Annotated in this window: 18 protein-coding genes; 7 read left to right on the top strand and 11 right to left on the bottom strand. The window is 71.4% G+C overall.

The genetic code is table 11. From position 1 onward, the window contains the following. The first annotated feature begins 180 nt into the window (after positions 1 to 180). From mptB to BLT28_RS01065, 3 genes are read left to right on the top strand one after another with little or no spacing between them, the layout of a single operon-like run. Entirely contained in the window at positions 181 to 1,737 is a 1,557-nt protein-coding gene (mptB, locus tag BLT28_RS01075; protein WP_052407273.1) for a polyprenol phosphomannose-dependent alpha 1,6 mannosyltransferase MptB, read from the top strand. Between the two features lie 36 nt (positions 1,738 to 1,773). Further along, complete coding sequence (locus BLT28_RS01070) at positions 1,774 to 2,712, top strand: ABC transporter ATP-binding protein (RefSeq protein ID WP_030429338.1); 939 nt, start codon at positions 1,774 to 1,776, stop codon at positions 2,710 to 2,712. 56 nt (positions 2,713 to 2,768) lie between these two features. Continuing rightward, positions 2,769 to 3,485: an ABC transporter permease gene (locus tag BLT28_RS01065; RefSeq protein WP_081900266.1), complete on the top strand. Its 717-nt coding sequence runs from the start codon at positions 2,769 to 2,771 to the stop codon at positions 3,483 to 3,485. 66 nt (positions 3,486 to 3,551) lie between these two features. On the opposite strand, the gene BLT28_RS01060 is transcribed toward BLT28_RS01065, so the two are convergent. Then, complete coding sequence (locus BLT28_RS01060; RefSeq protein WP_030429340.1) at positions 3,552 to 3,932, bottom strand: MmcQ/YjbR family DNA-binding protein; 381 nt, start codon at positions 3,930 to 3,932, stop codon at positions 3,552 to 3,554. A 29-nt stretch (positions 3,933 to 3,961) separates the two neighbouring features. Next, positions 3,962 to 5,332 (bottom strand): aminotransferase class V-fold PLP-dependent enzyme, encoded by a 1,371-nt coding sequence (locus tag BLT28_RS01055; RefSeq protein ID WP_043811262.1) that lies wholly within the window; start codon positions 5,330 to 5,332, stop codon positions 3,962 to 3,964. Positions 5,333 to 5,636: 304 nt separating this feature from the next. Here BLT28_RS01055 and BLT28_RS01050 point away from each other — a divergent pair, with 304 nt between their 5' ends. Next, positions 5,637 to 6,593 (top strand): COX15/CtaA family protein, encoded by a 957-nt coding sequence (locus BLT28_RS01050; protein WP_052407252.1) that lies wholly within the window; start codon positions 5,637 to 5,639, stop codon positions 6,591 to 6,593. On the opposite strand, the gene BLT28_RS01045 is transcribed toward BLT28_RS01050, so the two are convergent. Then, the gene (locus BLT28_RS01045; RefSeq protein ID WP_231950582.1) at positions 6,475 to 7,182 is read right to left on the bottom strand and encodes a Rossmann-fold NAD(P)-binding domain-containing protein; all 708 of its coding nucleotides are present in this window, start codon (positions 7,180 to 7,182) and stop codon (positions 6,475 to 6,477) included. The two genes, BLT28_RS01050 and BLT28_RS01045, sit on opposite strands and share 119 nt — an antisense overlap. Continuing rightward, positions 7,179 to 7,328, bottom strand: coding sequence for a hypothetical protein (locus BLT28_RS41620; protein WP_231950581.1), 150 nt, complete (start codon positions 7,326 to 7,328; stop codon positions 7,179 to 7,181). The genes BLT28_RS01045 and BLT28_RS41620 overlap by 4 nt, the downstream gene beginning before the upstream one ends. Before the next feature lie 102 nt (positions 7,329 to 7,430). On the opposite strand from BLT28_RS41620, the gene BLT28_RS01040 reads away from it, so the two are divergent. Beyond that, positions 7,431 to 8,009 (top strand): TetR/AcrR family transcriptional regulator, encoded by a 579-nt coding sequence (locus BLT28_RS01040; RefSeq protein ID WP_030429343.1) that lies wholly within the window; start codon positions 7,431 to 7,433, stop codon positions 8,007 to 8,009. Next, positions 8,006 to 8,680, top strand: a complete 675-nt coding sequence (locus BLT28_RS01035; RefSeq protein ID WP_030429344.1) for a TetR/AcrR family transcriptional regulator — start codon at positions 8,006 to 8,008, stop codon at positions 8,678 to 8,680. Before BLT28_RS01040 ends, BLT28_RS01035 begins: the two co-directional genes overlap by 4 nt. Here the strand turns inward: BLT28_RS01035 and BLT28_RS01030 are convergent. The 4 genes from BLT28_RS01030 to BLT28_RS01015 form a co-directional block, all read right to left on the bottom strand. Further along, the gene (locus BLT28_RS01030; protein WP_052407253.1) at positions 8,677 to 9,261 is read right to left on the bottom strand and encodes a hypothetical protein; all 585 of its coding nucleotides are present in this window, start codon (positions 9,259 to 9,261) and stop codon (positions 8,677 to 8,679) included. The genes BLT28_RS01035 and BLT28_RS01030 overlap by 4 nt on opposite strands. A gap of 120 nt (positions 9,262 to 9,381) precedes the next feature. Further along, on the bottom strand, positions 9,382 to 9,903 hold the full coding sequence (locus BLT28_RS01025; protein ID WP_231950580.1) for a GbsR/MarR family transcriptional regulator: 522 nt from the start codon (positions 9,901 to 9,903) through the stop codon (positions 9,382 to 9,384). Positions 9,904 to 9,931: 28 nt separating this feature from the next. Beyond that, entirely contained in the window at positions 9,932 to 10,834 is a 903-nt protein-coding gene (locus tag BLT28_RS01020) for an ATP-grasp domain-containing protein (protein WP_030429347.1), read from the bottom strand. Further along, a complete protein-coding gene (locus BLT28_RS01015) occupies positions 10,831 to 11,139 on the bottom strand; it encodes a hypothetical protein (protein ID WP_030429348.1) in 309 nt (102 codons plus the stop codon). The genes BLT28_RS01020 and BLT28_RS01015 overlap by 4 nt, the downstream gene beginning before the upstream one ends. 127 nt (positions 11,140 to 11,266) lie before the next feature. Here BLT28_RS01015 and BLT28_RS01010 point away from each other — a divergent pair, with 127 nt between their 5' ends. Then, entirely contained in the window at positions 11,267 to 12,886 is a 1,620-nt protein-coding gene (locus BLT28_RS01010; protein ID WP_231950579.1) for a DUF885 domain-containing protein, read from the top strand. A 41-nt stretch (positions 12,887 to 12,927) separates the two neighbouring features. Here BLT28_RS01010 and BLT28_RS01005 read toward each other — a convergent pair whose 3' ends face one another. The 3 genes from BLT28_RS01005 to BLT28_RS00995 are packed head-to-tail and all read right to left on the bottom strand — an operon-like array spanning position 12,928 to position 15,312. Continuing rightward, positions 12,928 to 13,878 (bottom strand): amidinotransferase, encoded by a 951-nt coding sequence (locus BLT28_RS01005; protein ID WP_052407254.1) that lies wholly within the window; start codon positions 13,876 to 13,878, stop codon positions 12,928 to 12,930. Beyond that, on the bottom strand, positions 13,875 to 14,729 hold the full coding sequence (locus BLT28_RS01000; RefSeq protein WP_231950578.1) for a phosphatidylserine decarboxylase: 855 nt from the start codon (positions 14,727 to 14,729) through the stop codon (positions 13,875 to 13,877). Before BLT28_RS01000 ends, BLT28_RS01005 begins: the two co-directional genes overlap by 4 nt. A gap of 13 nt (positions 14,730 to 14,742) precedes the next feature. After that, positions 14,743 to 15,312, bottom strand: coding sequence for a TetR/AcrR family transcriptional regulator (locus BLT28_RS00995; RefSeq protein ID WP_030429352.1), 570 nt, complete (start codon positions 15,310 to 15,312; stop codon positions 14,743 to 14,745). Positions 15,313 to 15,339: the final 27 nt, after the last annotated feature.

The raw sequence follows: 15,339 nt of genomic DNA, 5'->3' as shown, positions 1-15,339 counted from the left end.
CAAAGCGCCCCCCTCCCAGCGTGACTCGACTCACCCCCGACCCCGCTCCCAGCCCAGGTGAGGACGTCTTCGCGCCCCCGGGACCCCGCCCGCGGCCGTCCCGATCGACAGCGAACCTCCCGGCGCCCGGCGTACCCCAGCGCCTGCTCACCCGGCCCGGGATCGATAGTGTTCAGCGGCGTGAGGGCGGGCGAGAAGACACCACCGGCGGTCGACAGCGCCGGCCTGGACGCCGGGCCCCTGGACACGGCCGAGCTTCACCAGCTCGACTGGGTCCGGCGGCTCGGGACCCTCGGCGCGCTGCTGATGGCGGTCGGCGCCGCGGGCGCGGGCGCGGCGCCGGTGTTCAACCCGGTGCCCAGGGTGCCGCTGATCGGCCTGCTGCCGCGCGTGCCGACCGTCTCGATGGCGATCGTCTACACCGGCATGTTCCTGGTGATCGTCTCCTGGCTGTGGCTGGGCAGGCTCACCGCGTCCGGGCGGCCGAGGGTGATCTCGCGCTCGCAGATGGACCGCACGCTGGTCATGTGGATGATCCCGCTGGCCATCGCCCCCCCGATGTTCTCCCGCGACGTCTACAGCTACCTGGCGCAGAGCAAGATCGCCTTCCTCGGTCTCGACCCGTACGAGGTGGGTCCCGCGCAGGCGCTCGGCGTGGACGACCCGCTGACCAGGGGCGTGCCCAACGTCTGGCGGGACACCCCCGCGCCCTACGGCCCGTTCTTCCTCACCCTGGGCAAGCTGATCAGCTGGATCGCCGGGGACCACGTGGTCACCAGCGTGCTGCTGCACCGGGTCATCGCACTGGCGGGCATCGCGATGATGCTCTGGGCGGTCCCCCGGCTGGCGCGCCGGTGCGGGGTCCGCCCGGTGACCGCGCTCTGGCTCGGCCCCGCCAACCCGCTGGTGCTGTTCCACCTGGTCAGCGGCGTGCACAACGAGGCGCTGATGGTCGGGCTGATGCTCGCCGGGCTGGAGATCGCGCTGCGTCCGGGGCTGCGCTGGATCCTGATCGGCGCCACGCTGATGACCTGCGCCGCCGCGGTGAAGGTCAGCGCCGCGCCCGCGCTGGGCTTCCTCGGCGTCGCGCTGGCGCTGCGCTGGGGCGGCACCTTCAAGGACCTCTTCCGCGCGGCCGGGCTGCTGACCGCGGTGTTCGTCGGGGTCCTGGCGATCATCGTCTTCGGCAGCGGGCTCGCGCTGGGCTGGGAGGACTCGCTGGTCGCGCTGGAGAAGATCCAGTCGTGGAAGTCGCCGATGACCTGGCTCGGCGGCCTCGGCGGGTCGCTCGGCGTGCTGCTGGGCTTCGGCGACCACACCGCCGCGGTGACCGGGGCGTGGCGCGTCGCGGGCGCGATCGGCGCCGGGGTGGTGCTGGTGTGGCTGCTGTGGACGTGCTTCCGCCGGGGCGAGAGGTACCTGCACCCGATCACCGGCCTGGGCATCGCGCTGGGCACGATGGTGGTACTCGGTCCCATCGTGCACCCCTGGTACCTGGTGTGGGCGGTGGTCCCGCTGGCCGCCTCGACGAACTCGCTGCGGTTCCGCGTGGTCGCGGTGGTGCTGAGCATCGCCATGTCGGTGGTGGACACCCCGCCGGGCGCGAACTACGGCGGCCGGGAGTTCGTGGTGCCGTGGGCGATCTTCGCCGGGCTCGCGGTCGCCGGGCCGCTGTTGCTGGCCGTGCGCAGGCGGATGCCGGGACGGGTGCGTTCCGGCCGAGCGGCCTCCCCCTGACACGTGCTCCGGCTCACCCGCTTAGGCTCTGCTTTCGTGGATCCCAGAGCCGACTCCGCCGCGCTGGACGTCAGCGGGCTGGTCAAGCGCTTCGGCTCGACCACCGCCGTCGACGGGCTCGACCTGCGGGTGGCCCGAGGCACCGTTTTCGCGCTGCTCGGCCCCAACGGCGCGGGCAAGACGACGACCGTGGAGATCTGCGAGGGCTTCCAGCGCCCCGACTCCGGCACGGTGCGCGTGCTCGGCCTCGACCCGGTCGCCGACTCCGCGCGGCTGCGCCCCCGGATCGGCGTGATGCCGCAGGGCGGCGGCGCCTACCCGGGTCTGCGCGCACAGGAGATGCTGGAGCTGGCCGCCTCCTACGCCGCCTCCCCGCTCGGGGTGGACTGGCTGCTGCACGAGCTGGGGTTGTGGGACGCGCGACGGACGATCTTCAAGCGGCTCTCCGGTGGCCAGCAGCAGCGGCTGTCCCTGGCCTGCGCGCTCGTCGGCCGACCCGAGCTGGTGTTCCTGGACGAGCCGACCGCGGGGATGGACCCGCAGGCCCGCCGCCTGGTCTGGGAGCTGATCAGGGCGCTGCGCTCGGACGGCGTGACGGTGCTGCTGACCACGCACCTGATGGACGAGGCGGAGCAGCTGGCCGACCGGATCATGATCATCGACAACGGCCGGGTGCTGACCGAGGGCAGCCCGAACGAGCTGACCAGCCGCGGCGCAGGCTGCCGGACGCTGACCTTCCGCTCCCGGGCCGGGCTGAGCCTGGACCTGCTCTCCGGCGCGCTGCCGGAGTCCTGCACCGCGGCGGAACCCAGTCCCGGCAGCTACCTGGTGGAGGGTGAGATCGACCCGCAGGTGGTGTCCACGGTGACCTCCTGGTGCGCGCAGCAGGGCGTGCTCGCCGACGAGCTGCGCGTGGGCAGGCGCGGCCTGGAGGACGTGTTCCTGGAGCTGACCGGACGGGAGCTGCGGTCGTGAGTCGCTTCGCGGAGGGCGCGTTCCGCCCCGCTCCCGGCCGCGCGCCGCTGGGCTCGATGCTGCTGGCGCAGACCCGCGCGGAGACCCGCCTGGTGCTGCGGCACCCGGAGCAGCTGCTGCTCAACCTGCTGATTCCGTTGGCGCTGCTGGTGGGCCTGAGCCTGCTGCCGCTGCTCCCCCTGCCCGAGCCCAGGGTCGGCTCGGTGACCCCGCGCATCCTGGCGCTGGCGGTGATGTCCTCGGCGTTCACCGGCCAGGCGATCTCGTTGGGCTTCGACCGCCGCTACGGCGTGATCAAGCGCCTGGCCGCGACCGCGCTGCCGCGCTGGCTGCTCGTGTCGGGCCGGGTGGCCGCGGCGTTGATCGTGGTGGCCGCCCAGCTCGTGGTGCTCGGTGCCGTCGCGCTCCTGCTCGGCTGGCAGCCCGCGGCCTCCGGGCTCGCCCCCGCCGTCGTGCTGGTGGTGCTCGGCACGTTGGCCTTCGGCGCGCTCGGGGTGCTGCTCGGCGGCGCGCTGCGCGCGGAGGTCGTGCTGGCGCTGGCCAACGTGGTGTGGTTCGTGCTGCTGCTGGCGGGCGGCATCATCGTGCCGCTGGAGCAGCTGCCCGCCGGGCTCGGCGCGGTGGTGAGCTGGCTGCCCTCCGGCGCGCTCGCCCAGGGCCTGCAGTCGGCGCTGACGGTCGGCGGCTGGCCGGGCTGGCAGCCCATCGCGGTGCTCCTCGCCTGGGGCGCCGCCGCGGGCCTGCTGGCCACCCGCACCACCAGACTCGCCTGACCCCCCGGCGCTTGTGTACCCAATGCGGCATTTGTTTCGCCTGACGTGACCACTGCCGCTCTGGGTTCACTCCTGGACGGCGGTGGGGGCGCCGTCGAGGCGGGCGACGAGAGTCCTGGGCGCGACCATGCGGTAGGCCTCCTCGACGATCTCGCCGATCTCCGCCCACTCCACCTCCACGTCGAGGTAGACGCCGAGCCAGCCGCGGTGCCCGGCGTAGGGCGGCCGGAAGAAGCGCCCGGGTTCCTCGGCGACCATCTCCTCCTGCACCCCCGGCGGCGCCGCGCACCAGAAGCCGACGCGGTCGTCGTGGTGGTGGTCGGCGTACATCACGAAGGACTTGCCGTCGCGGACGAACCAGGTCGGCTCGCCGTGGCTGAGGCGCTCGGTGGTCTCGGGCAGGGCGAGGCACAGCTTGCGCAGCTGCTCCAGCGGGTCGGCTGTCATCGACCGATAGTGCACCCAATCCGTCAAGATCAGCAGTGCAACCTCGGCGGCAGCCCGGCGCGATCCGGTACCCGGTCCCGGTAGGTGCTCACCGACCAGTCGACGAAGCGGCGGACGTCGGCGAAGGTGCTCGCCAGCCCGAGCGAGACGCGCACCCCGCCACCGTTGGGCACGCCCATCGCGTCCAGGTAATCGTCCAAAGTGGACATCGTGGCCTCAGTCGGGGTGGCGAGCTGGTTCACCCCGAGCGACAGCGCCGCCTCGCCCGCCCCGGGATTGCAGAAACAGCCGGTGCGCAGGGAGATCCCCGCCGCCGCGGACTCCCGGCTGACCAGTCGCTCGTCCACCAGCTCGCCGTCGGGGGTGAGGAAGTTGAAGGCGATCGTGCCGCCGCGCCCCTCGGTCGTGCGCGGCCCGTAGACGCGCACCATCGGCGCGCCGTTGCCGTGCCGCAGCTCGCCGAGCGCGTCGAGCAGCCACCCGGTCAGGCAGCGCACGCGGGTGTGGATGGTGTCCATGCCGATCCGGCTGATCCAGCGCAGCCCCACCGAGACGTCCGGCAGTTGCAGGAAGTTCAGCGTCCCGTCCTCGAAGGCACCGGGTGCGGGGTCGAGCCGGTGCCAGTCGCCGAGCGCGCTCGCGCCCCAGATGGTTCCGCCGGAGAACCAGGGGCGGATCAGTTCGTCGACCGCGTCCCTGCGGGCGACCAGCGCGCCGACGCCGGTGGGGTAGCCGAAGACCTTGTACCAGCTGACCGGGACGAAGTCCGGCTTGTGCACCGACAGGTCCAGGGTGTTGGTCGGCGCGAAGGCGGCCGCGTCCAGCAGCACCCGCCAACCGAGGCGCTGCGCCTGCTCGACCCAGTCGAGCGGGTGCTGCACGCCGGTGAAGTTGCTCTGCGCGGGGTAGGCGAACAACCGCGGTCCGGTCCGCTCGCGGTCGAGGGCGGTGAGCACGGCCTCGTCCGGGATGCGCATCTCCGGCCCGTTCAGGTGCACCAGCCCCAGGGCCGCGCCGCGGTTGCGGGCGTACTCGCGGATGCCGACCACGGAGTTGTGGTTGTCCTGGGTCAGCAGCAGCCGTCCCGCGGGGCCGAACGGGAACGCCTCGCCGACCAGGCGGCACGCGCCGGTGGCGTTGGAGGTGAAGATCACCACGTACTCGTCCGGGTCAGCGCGGAAGAACCGCAGCACGTCGTCCCGGACGGCCTCCACCAGCGCGGTGGAGCGGGTGGAGGACGGGCTGTCGGAGTGCGGATTGCCGTAGACGCTGGAGCGCAGGCGGGTCAGCTGCGCGCGCAGCTGGGCGTCGGCGACCAGTCCCGAGCCGGTGTAGTCGAGGTAGCAGTGATCCTCGGCGTCCAGGTGCCGGTACTCGGTACCACGAAGCCGGTCGAGCACAGCGGTCCCGGAATAGGCCGGATAACGACACAGGAAGGCTTCCTCGGCTCGCCGACCGCCCCGAACCGAAGACTTTTTACGAATCATGTTCCACATTCCCACTAACCGCCTTCCTGCGATCTTCGCAGTACAGAGGGGGCGCGGCAGCAGGATAGGGAAACATTCCCCCAGGGGCGATCTCTTTCAGACTTGCCGGAAAGGCAAACGTTTGAGGGTGATTTCTGATATGCAATAAGGAGAGCTGCACATTGCACTCGGCAGGGCCGGACGGGGCCGCCGGGCCGGGCCGACCTACCATCGGGGGGTGCCGGGTTCAGCAACGCCTCTGCTCCGCGTCGCCGCCATCGTCAACGTGGTGATGCAGTCGATCATCGCGGTGACCGGCTCGGTGGTCCGGGTGACCGGCTCCGGTCTCGGTTGCCCGACGTGGCCGAACTGCCAGCCCGGCAGCCTGGTCCCGGTGCCGCACCCCGAGTTCGACCAGCTGCAGCAGTGGATCGAGTTCGGCAACCGGCTGCTCTCCGGCCTGGTCGGCGTGGTCGCGCTGGTCTGCCTCTACCTGGCCTGGAAGCGCAGGCCGCGCGGCGGCAGGCAGGTCCGCCTCGCCGCGATCGTGCTCGCCGGTGTGCTCGCGCAGGGCGTCGTCGGTGGCATCGTGGTGCTGCTCGGCCTGGTCTGGTGGACCGTCGCGTTCCACCTGCTCGTGTCGATGGCGCTGGTGTGGGCCTCGGTGCTGTTCCTGCACTCGGTCGTGGAGGGCACGGAGGGCGAGTACCGCTCGCTGGTCCCCGGCTCGCTGCGCAAGCTGCTGATCGTCGCCACCGTCGCGCTGGCCGCGGTCCTGGTGCTGGGCACCATGGTCACCGGCGCCGGACCGCACGCGGGCGACCCGGAGACGCCGCGGCTGAACCTGCCGATCGCCCCGCTCGCGCAGTTCCACGCGGACGCGCTGTTCCTGTTCCTGGGCATGCTGATCGCGCTCGGCTTCGCACTGCACGCCACGGGCTGGACCCGGTTGATGCGGCGCTGGTACTGGGTGCTCGTGGTGACGGTCCTGGCTCAGGGCTCGCTGGGGATGGTGCAGTACTGGACCGGAGTGCCGGAGACCCTGGTGTCCTTCCACGTCCTCGGCGCCGCGGCGGTCACCGCTGTGATGGCGGGGCTGTGGACGGTGTGCGGGGAGCGCGTACCAGTTCAGCCAGCTCCCGGAACAGAGCTTCCGAGCGAGTCTCGTCGTAAGACTCCGGCGACGACGAAGTGACCGTGCCCCGGTCGACGTAGCTCCCGGACCCGCCCGGGCGCCGCCCGGCGACGGTGGCGGCGAGCAGCTCTCCCGCGGTCTTGGGACCGGTCGCGAACGGCGTCACCCGCAGCAGCGGGAGAACCGAACGGAAGACGAAGCGCCCCAAGGCATTGGAGCCCCGCGCCAGGCCCGTCCCCGGTACCAGGCCGGGGTTGTGGGTGTAGATGTCCACACCCTCCGGCAGGCGGCGCGCGAGCGCGTGGACCAGGTAGATCACCGCCAGCTTGCTCGTGGCATAGGCCCTTCGCCCCTTCCCCTGGGTCCCGGGCGTGACGAGGCGGTCGACACGGTCCCACTTGGGCCCGGGTACCAGCCCCAGGTTGTGCCGGAGATCGCCGAAGTGGGTGTCGCTGCCCGTGATCGCGATGCGGCCGGGCGCGGCGAACTCCAGTTCGGTGAGCAGCACGTAGTTCGCGAGCACGTTCACGGCGAAGGTGGTCTCGAACCCGTCGGCCGTCGCGGTGTCCGCCCTTGTCAGCTGCACGCCCGCGTTGCCGAGGAACCCCTGCAGCGGCGGGATCCGCCCGCCGCGCACCTGCTCGTTCACCCTCCGCGCGGCGCGGCGGACCGCGCCGAGGGAGGTGAGGTCGCACTCCTGGCGGTCAGCAGGACCAGGTGCAGCTCGGGGTGGTCCCGGCGCAGGCGGTCCACCGCGTGCGCGCCCAGGCCGCGGCTGCCGCCAGTGATCAACAACGTCCGCTCCCCAGCGACTCCTCCACCACACCATCGGGCACCTGATTCCTTTTGGTACTGAGTACCATAGTGAACCTGGTACCGGTCCGCTAGGCTGGTGAGGTGGCCGACCTCCGGGACCGCAAGCGCCAGCGCGCGCGAGAGAAGATCGTCGAGGCCGCCTTCGCGCTGTTCGCGGAGCGGGGCTTCGCCGACGTGACCGTGACCGAGATCGCCGAGCGCGCCGAAGTGGGGCGGACGACGTTCTTCCGCTACTTCGGCGACAAGCAGGAGGTCGTCTTCGCCGACGAGCAGGGCTTGCTGGACGAGATGACCGCGCATCAGCGCTCACTCGGCATGGTGTCCACCAAGGACGTCGTCGTCGCACTGCGCCAGCTGCGCCCGACCGTGCTCGCGCTGTGCGAGGCGATCACCAAGGACGAGAAGCACTACGTGGTGCACGAGCAGCTGCTCGAACGGAACCCGGAGCTGCACGACCGCAGCGTCGGCAAGCTCCAGCACTACACCGAGACCGTCGAAGGCGTCCTGATCGACCGGGGAACACCGAGGGAGGTGGCGGTGCTCGCGGCCCAGCTGGCGCTCGGGTGCTTCCACGCGGGCCGCCGCCTCGCGGGCCTGGACCCCACCAAGCTCGTCGGCGAGGTCGATGCCGCCTTCGAGCGCGTGGTGGGCAAGCGTTGAGCACTCGGACCCGCATCCTGGAGGCGACCGCCGAGCTGCTGGCGAACTCGCCGACCGGCGAGGTGTCCACGCGCGCGATCTGCCAGGCGGCCGGGGTCGGGCAACCCGTGCTGTACCGCCAGTTCGGCGACAAGGCGGGCCTGCTCGCCGCGGTGGTCGACTACGGCTTCGAGCAGTACCTGGAGGCCAAGCGAGCACGCGTGCCCTCCGCGGACCCGGTCGCCGACCTCCGCGAGGGGTGGGACGGCCACATCGAGTTCGCCTTGGCGCACAAGAGCTTCTACCGCCTCATGTACTCCACGTCGTCGACGTCGGCCCCCACCGCGGGCGCCGAGGCGTTCCGGCTGCTGGAGCGGACGCTGGAGCGGTGCGCGGCGGCCGGTCGCCTGCGCGTGCCCCCGGTCGTCGGGGCGCGCATGGTCATGTCCGCGAACGTCGGCGTGGCCCTGATGTTGATCACGCGGCCGGAGAACTTCGACGATCCCGAGCTGTCGCACCGGGTCCGCGACGCAGTGCACGCCCGCATCCTGTCCGAGCCGGCCTCGGCGCCGTCCGCGATCGCTCCGGTCGCCGCCCACCTCAACGCGCTCCTGGCCGCTTCCCCCTCGACCGCGCTGACCGAGGTCGAGACCGCGCTCCTCCGCGACTGGCTGACCCGCCTCGCCGACTAGACCGGCGGGCGGCGGTAGCCCACGAGGAGACGGCCGCCAACGGTGTCGATGACCGCGGAAACGGTGCGGCGGAAGGGCGCGGAGTCGTTGGACACGACGAGACGGCGGTAGCTGGCCAGCAACTCGGAGCACAGGCCGGGATCGGCGTCGCGGAGCCTCCGGAGCAGCCATTTGCCGTGGCCCAGCCACCTTCCGCGAACGCTGAGCACCAGCTCGGCGGTCGTCGTCAGCAGGCGGTCGGCGATGAACAGCAGATCGTCGGGATCCGTCGCGCCCGCGGGGTCGTCGAGGAGGTCGGTGACCCGGTACCGGGCGTCCTCCAACTCGACCTGGCTCAGCGGCGGCGGACCGGCGGCGAAGCGCTCCCGCGCAGTGGAGCAGGCCCACTCGCCGAGACCGGAGTGGGCGAAGAGCAGGGTTCCCTTGGCGCACATGTGCAGCAGCGGTGACCGCCGGAGTGCCACTTCACGGTCCACAAAGGACTCGAAGGTCTCCCGGGTGTGCGCGAACAGCTCGACCGGCCACCCGTCGTGTTCGGCGGTCTCGCGGAACGGAGGGGGCGGGTCGGCCGGGAACACCACGATGTCCAGGTCCGACGTGGCCGTCCGCCGGGCCGAGGTCGCGCCACCGCCCAGGATCGCGGCGGTCGCCGTGGGGTGGTGCGTCGCGACGTAGGGACCGGGTCGAGTCCTGCGGTGTGGTCACCGGCGGCGGGAGTGGGCTTCCCAACGGCCCCGCAACTGCGAGAGCTCGCCGGAGAGCCACGAGTAGAACTCGTCCACCTTGCGGATGCGGTCGGCGCGATCCCCCTGACCGCTGAGCATGCGCAGTCCGCCCGTGGTCAGCTCACTGACCTCGGCGACCGACTCCAGGCGGCGCAGCATCACGTTCGCCCACGCGTCCTCGCGCACCTGGTAGACCGCCGCCTCGCGACCGCGGCGCGTGGTCTTGCTGATCAGGCCGCGCGCCAGCAGCAGGCGGACGTTCGTGCTGATCGAACCGCTGCTCGCGGACAGCGCCGCGCCGAGCTCGGCGGCGGTGCGCTCCACCGGATCGCAGATCAGCAGGAACGCCAGGATGCGGCCCGCGATCAGCGGCATCCCTTCCTGCGCTTCGAACCGCGCCGCGAACGACTCGATCCAGTCCGAGGGCTGCCGACCGCCCACTCGGCTCGTGTCCGACACCGCATCCCCCTGTGCTTCGGTGCGCATCTTAGTGATCACTGAAGCCACGATGGTATCGGAAGTGAGGTCAGCGGCGCGCCAACTCCGCCCGGACGGCGGAGGCGAACCGCAACGGCGCGCCCGGATCGGCCTGGCGGAAGCCCAGCGAAGGCTCCGCCAGCTCCAGTTCGAGCAGCACCGGGGCGCCGCCCGTCCCGGTCAGGACGTCCACTCGCGCGTACAGGAGGTCCGAGCGCTCGATGCCGTGCAACCCGCACGCCGCGTCCAGCGCGTCCTCGGCGAGCGCGCGCCGGGCCGCGTCCGGGACCACCGGCGCGAGCCGCTCGTCCACGAACAACGCGGACATCTCGACCTCGCCACGCGGGAGCATGGGCCCCTTCAGGAACCCGTGCGAGTACCGACCGCCGAAGAAGACGAGCGCCGTCTCCCCCTCGTCGTCCACCGCAGGTTGATAAGGCTGGAGAACCACGGTGCGACCCTGAGCGTGCAGCGCGGCGACGTGTGCCACCGCGCGCTCGCGCTCGTCCGGCAGGAATCGGCCCGCCCCCTGCGAACCCGCGCCCACGGCGGGCTTCAAGACGATCTCGGTGTCGTAGGACTCCAGCTCCGCGCCGGGTGGCAGCAACCGCGTCGGAACCACCGGCAGGCCGGTGGACGCGAGGTCCGCCATGTACGCCTTGTCGGTGTTCCACCGGACGAGGTCGGCGCGGTTCGCCAGCTCGGGGACACCGTCGCACCACGCCAGGAACTCGTCGCGGCGCAGGGGGTAGTCCCAAGTGGAACGGAGTACCACGAGGTCCACCGAAGAACCGCTCGCGGGTTCGAGCATCAGCGCAGGTTCACCGATCGAGTCCCACGGCACCCACTCCGCCTTGATCCCGACCTCGGCGAGCACCGCGGGCAACGGCGTGTCGTCACCGTCGCTCTCCGGCAGCTCCGCGCACGAGGCCAGCAGAACGCGTGGGCTCATCTGCGGGCTCGCGGACCAGCCATCCTGCGCCGGTGCTCTGGGCCGATGACGGTGGCGGCGATGGTCTCGCGGTCCCACTCCGAGACCTGGACCCCGTCGACGGCGGCGCAGACCGCCTCCGCGGTGGCCACGTCGGCGACGACGACGTCACCGAGCGCACCGTCCGATCCGACGAGGGTCAGCCGGACGCCCGCGTTGCCCATGTACTGGATCACGGCACGGGTGGGGTCACCGTGCTCGGCGACGAAGGCGTTGACCACCGCGACGGTCCTGGACGGGGCGGCGGTGACAGTCTGCTCGCTCATCCTGGAGAGCCTAAGGCCGTGATCGCCGCCGCAGATGTGTCTTGAAGTACAACAAAATCGGCCCCTCGTTGTCGCACCCGGCAGATCGACCGAGACACAACTCGTTAGAACGGCTAAATTCCTGGGGGTGACCGATCTCCGAACCCTCCTTGACTCCTTCGTCGAGTGGCACCTGGACGCCTACCCGGTCCGCGCCACACTGCTGGGCGCCACCGGTCGCGAGGACACCCTCGGCGACCAGTCCGCCGCCGCGTGGACCCGCCGCGACGCCGAGACCCGCGCGTGGCTGGACCGCTTCGCCGCGGTCGGGGACGCCGGACTGTCCCTCGACGACTCCGTCGACCGCGACCTGGTGCTGTCGACGCTGCGCGGTGAGGTGATCCTCGCCGACGAACCCGAGTGGCGCCGCGATCCCGGTGTCTACGTCGGGCCGATCCTGTCCGGGCTGTTCACCCTGTTCCTGCACCGGCTGCGCCCCGAGGCCGACCTGGTCGCCTCCGCCGTGGCGCGGCTGCGCGAGGTCCCGGGAGTGCTCGCCGCGGCCAAGGCGAACCTGGACGCGTCGATCTCCCCCGCGCTGGTCGTGAAGCGCGCGCTCGGCCAGGCGCGCAGCGCACGGGCCTTCCTCACCACCGCCCTGCCCGGCGAGGTCTCCGACGAGTCGCTGCGCCGCGGGCTCGTCGAGGCCGCCGGGCCCGCCGCCGACGCGTTCGACGAGTTCGCCACCTGGCTGGCCGAGTTCGCCGAGCGCGCCAAGGGCGACTGGCGGCTCGGCGAGCGGAAGTACTCGGCCCTGCTGCGCGAGCGCGAGCTGCTGGGCTACGGCGCGACCGAGCTGCACGAGCGCGGCAAGGCCGTCTACGCCGAACTCGACGCGGAGATGCGCGAGCTGGCGACGAAGGTGCCCGGCGGTTCGGAGGACTGGCACGCGGTGATGGCCGCACTGCAGAACGACCACCCGCCGACGCTGGAGGCGATGCGGGAGGAGTACGCGGCCGAGACCGAGCGCGCGCGGCGGTTCCTGATCGACAACGACCTGGTGCCCTTCGCCGAGGGCGAGCAGTGCCGCGTGGTGCCCTCCCCCGGTTTCCAGCGGCCGATCCTGTCGGTGGCCTTCTACATCGCCCCGCCGCCGCTGACCACCTCGCGGCTGGGCCACTTCTTCGTGCCGTTCACGCCGGAGGAGTTCACCGAGGAGCAGGTGCGCCAGCGGCTGGCCACCAACGCGCGGGCGCAGATGCCGACCATCGCGGTGCACGAGGCCTACCCCGGCCACCACTGGCACCTGTCGTGGATGGCGGGCGGTGAGCGCACCGTGCGCAAGCTGTTCCGCACCCCGTACTTCTCCGAGGGCTGGGCGCTCTACGCGGAGCGGCTGCTCAACGAGAACGGGTACTTCGCCGACCCCGCGCACGAGCTGGCGCACCTGGACGCGCGGATCTTCCGCGCCGCCCGGATCGTGGTGGACACCGCGCTGCACTGCGGGGAGATGAGCATCGAGGAGGCCGAGCAGCACATGGCCACGAAGGCCTCGCTCACGCCGGGCACCGCGGTCGGCGAGGTCAACCGGTACTGCGCGTGGCCGACGCAGGCCCCGTCGTACCTGACCGGCAGCCTGGAGATCGAGAAGATCCGCGCGGACTACCTCGCCGCGGGGCGGGGCGACGTGCGGTCGTTCAACGCCACGATCGCCGGCTCGGGCGCGCTGCCGCTGGGGCTGGCGCGCCGGGTGGCCCTCGGCGGCTGACCGGTGGTGTGGGGGCGTCGGCGCCGACGCCCCCACCCCGGTCACAACAGCTGGAAGGCGTACGAGAACCGGTTGAGGTGCAGCAGCATGGCCGACAGCTGCACACCGTGGTCGCGGTACTCGGAGAGGTTCACGTAGTTCACCTCGAAGGCCAGCGTGGACGCGATGTCCTCGATGCGCCGGTTCTTGGCGACTTCCCGGTGGTACTCCTCGGTTCCCGCCCGCAGGTCGTGCACGTGCGAGGAGTTCAGCCAGAGGTTGTGCAGCCGGACCGAGCCGCACGCGCCGGCCCGGCAGTCCTCGACGGACACCTGGACGATCTCGGTGTGCCGCTCCAGCTCCGCGAGCTCCGCCCGCTCGAACAGCTCGGTGCACACCAGCGTCTTTTCCTTGGTGAGCGGGAAAACCGCCTGGTCGAGGCGGGTGAACTCGGGATCGGTCAGCGCCAGCCGGACCACCTTCATGTCGAAGGCGCGTTCCATCCAGTCGTAGGTCCCGGCATCGGAGAACCTGCCGTGCCCACCGGCGTAGACGTTGCCGCGCAGGTGTTTCAGGTCCGCCTCACCGCCGAAGCGCCCTGCCGGCACGTGCGTGCGGTAGCCCATGGCGCGGAAGAAGTCGGCCCCCACGGCCGCCTCCGCGCGCCGGAGCTCGTCGGCCTGGTTGGCGATGACCACCGTGTCGCGTTCCCTGCGGTGTTCGAGCACCACGCCGAGGTTCGCGGTGAAGACCAGGTCGGGCAGCCCGGCCGGCCCCGGGGTCGGCAGCACCGACACCAGCGCCTCGGCCGCGACCAGGTGGTAGAGCTCGAAGAACTGCGCGAACGCCCGGCGCGGCCGAGGCACCCGGGCCGCGGGCTGCGCCCTGGGCACCGGCCAGGAGAACGGCGCGTTCATCAGGAACGCGGGCCTGGTCAGCTGACTGGGGTTGGCCGGGAGCAACGCGGGCTCCCACGGGTCCAGGGAGGGCTGGGGCGGGACAACGGCGATCATGCCGCTGTGCCTCCTTCCTGCTCGTGGTCGGGGAAGCGCACGCGGACCAGGGGGTCGACCCCGGCCTGCACGTGCGTCCCGGTCCGCTGCAGCGGCACGAAGTCCACGCGCTCCGACAGCGGGATCACCAGCTCCACCTGGGAGCCGTAGCGGATCTGGGAGAACCGTCGCCCCTGGAAGACCGGCCGGTGCTGGCGCAGGCCGAACGGGGTGATGGCGTCGACGTCGTGGTCGGCGATCTGCAGCACGTAGTAGGACTGGCGCAGCGCGGGCACGTCGATCCTGTTCACCACGCGCTGGTTGTGATGCAGGTATCCGGCCCGGTCCGGATCGATGCGCAACTCCGTCAACAGGTCCTGCTCCATCGCCAGCATCGGATGGTTGAGCGTGTCGATCGGCTCGACCACGCGCCAGGACAGCCTTCCAGAATAAGGAATTCTGTTGACGTGGACGTCGAAAAACGTCATGAAGATCCCGATGACGAGGCTGGGCCGGTCGAAATCAGGCTCGCGTAACGCCGCGCGCGGCGTGTACGGCACGCCCTTGATCTCCATGACCGGCTCGTCCGCCTTGACGACGCCCTGGTAGAGCAGGATGCCATCGGCCGGGGAGAAGAACAGGCCGGGGTCGCCGAACACCGGCCTTGTCGGATCACGAAAGAAATGATATTGAGACAAATACGACAGCGATTTGTCCTCGAAGGGCCGGACGTCGGATTCGATCCACGACTCCAGGGATTGGGCCATCACACGCAGCTTCCGGTTTTCACAGGGATGATCAACGTGGTGCAGGGGGTCACTGAAGGAATCGTCAAATACGCGCGCGGGAAACGCAAGGAGCCGGGTTTCCACTAACCCGTTCGAGTTAAATCCTGGGAGCCGGGGCGACGCCGGAGAGAATCGTGTGCTCCGCTGCGGCCACCAACCCGCGTGCCTCCGGCAGCGCCGAAGTGAGCACCACGAGGCCGTCGGCCACGGTCAGGAACGCCAGCGCCAGCGCCTCGGGATCGGCGGGAGGGTTCGGCGTCGTCCGGAACCGCTGGGCGAGCGCGGTCACCACTTCGCGGTACTTCGCGGTGGCCAGCGGCGCCAGCTCCGGGCTGCGCATCACCGAGATCGTCAGCTGCAGCTGCCCGAGCAGCACCCCGGCGCGGCGCACGGCGCGCTCCAGCAGGTCCCGCACGCACTCCTGGAGGCTGCTGCCCTCGGTGGAGGTGGTGCGCACCGCCTCCACCAGCGTCGCGGTCGAGCGGGCCAGCACCTCGCCGAACAACTCGTCCTTGGTGGCGAAGTGGTAGTGGATCAGCCCGACGGTGACCCCGGCCTCGGCCGCGATGCGCCTGGTGGTCGCGGCCCGCACGCCCTGCTCGACGAGCACCTGGTGCGCCGCGGCCACGATCTGCTCGCGCCGTCGCGAGGCTTCCAACCGCGTCACGCCGCGACTCTATCGCCGCGCCCGGCA

Source organism: Allokutzneria albata (assembly GCF_900103775.1).
GTDB classification, from domain to species: domain Bacteria; phylum Actinomycetota; class Actinomycetes; order Mycobacteriales; family Pseudonocardiaceae; genus Allokutzneria; species Allokutzneria albata.
This window is presented reverse-complemented; position numbering and strand designations above follow the sequence as displayed.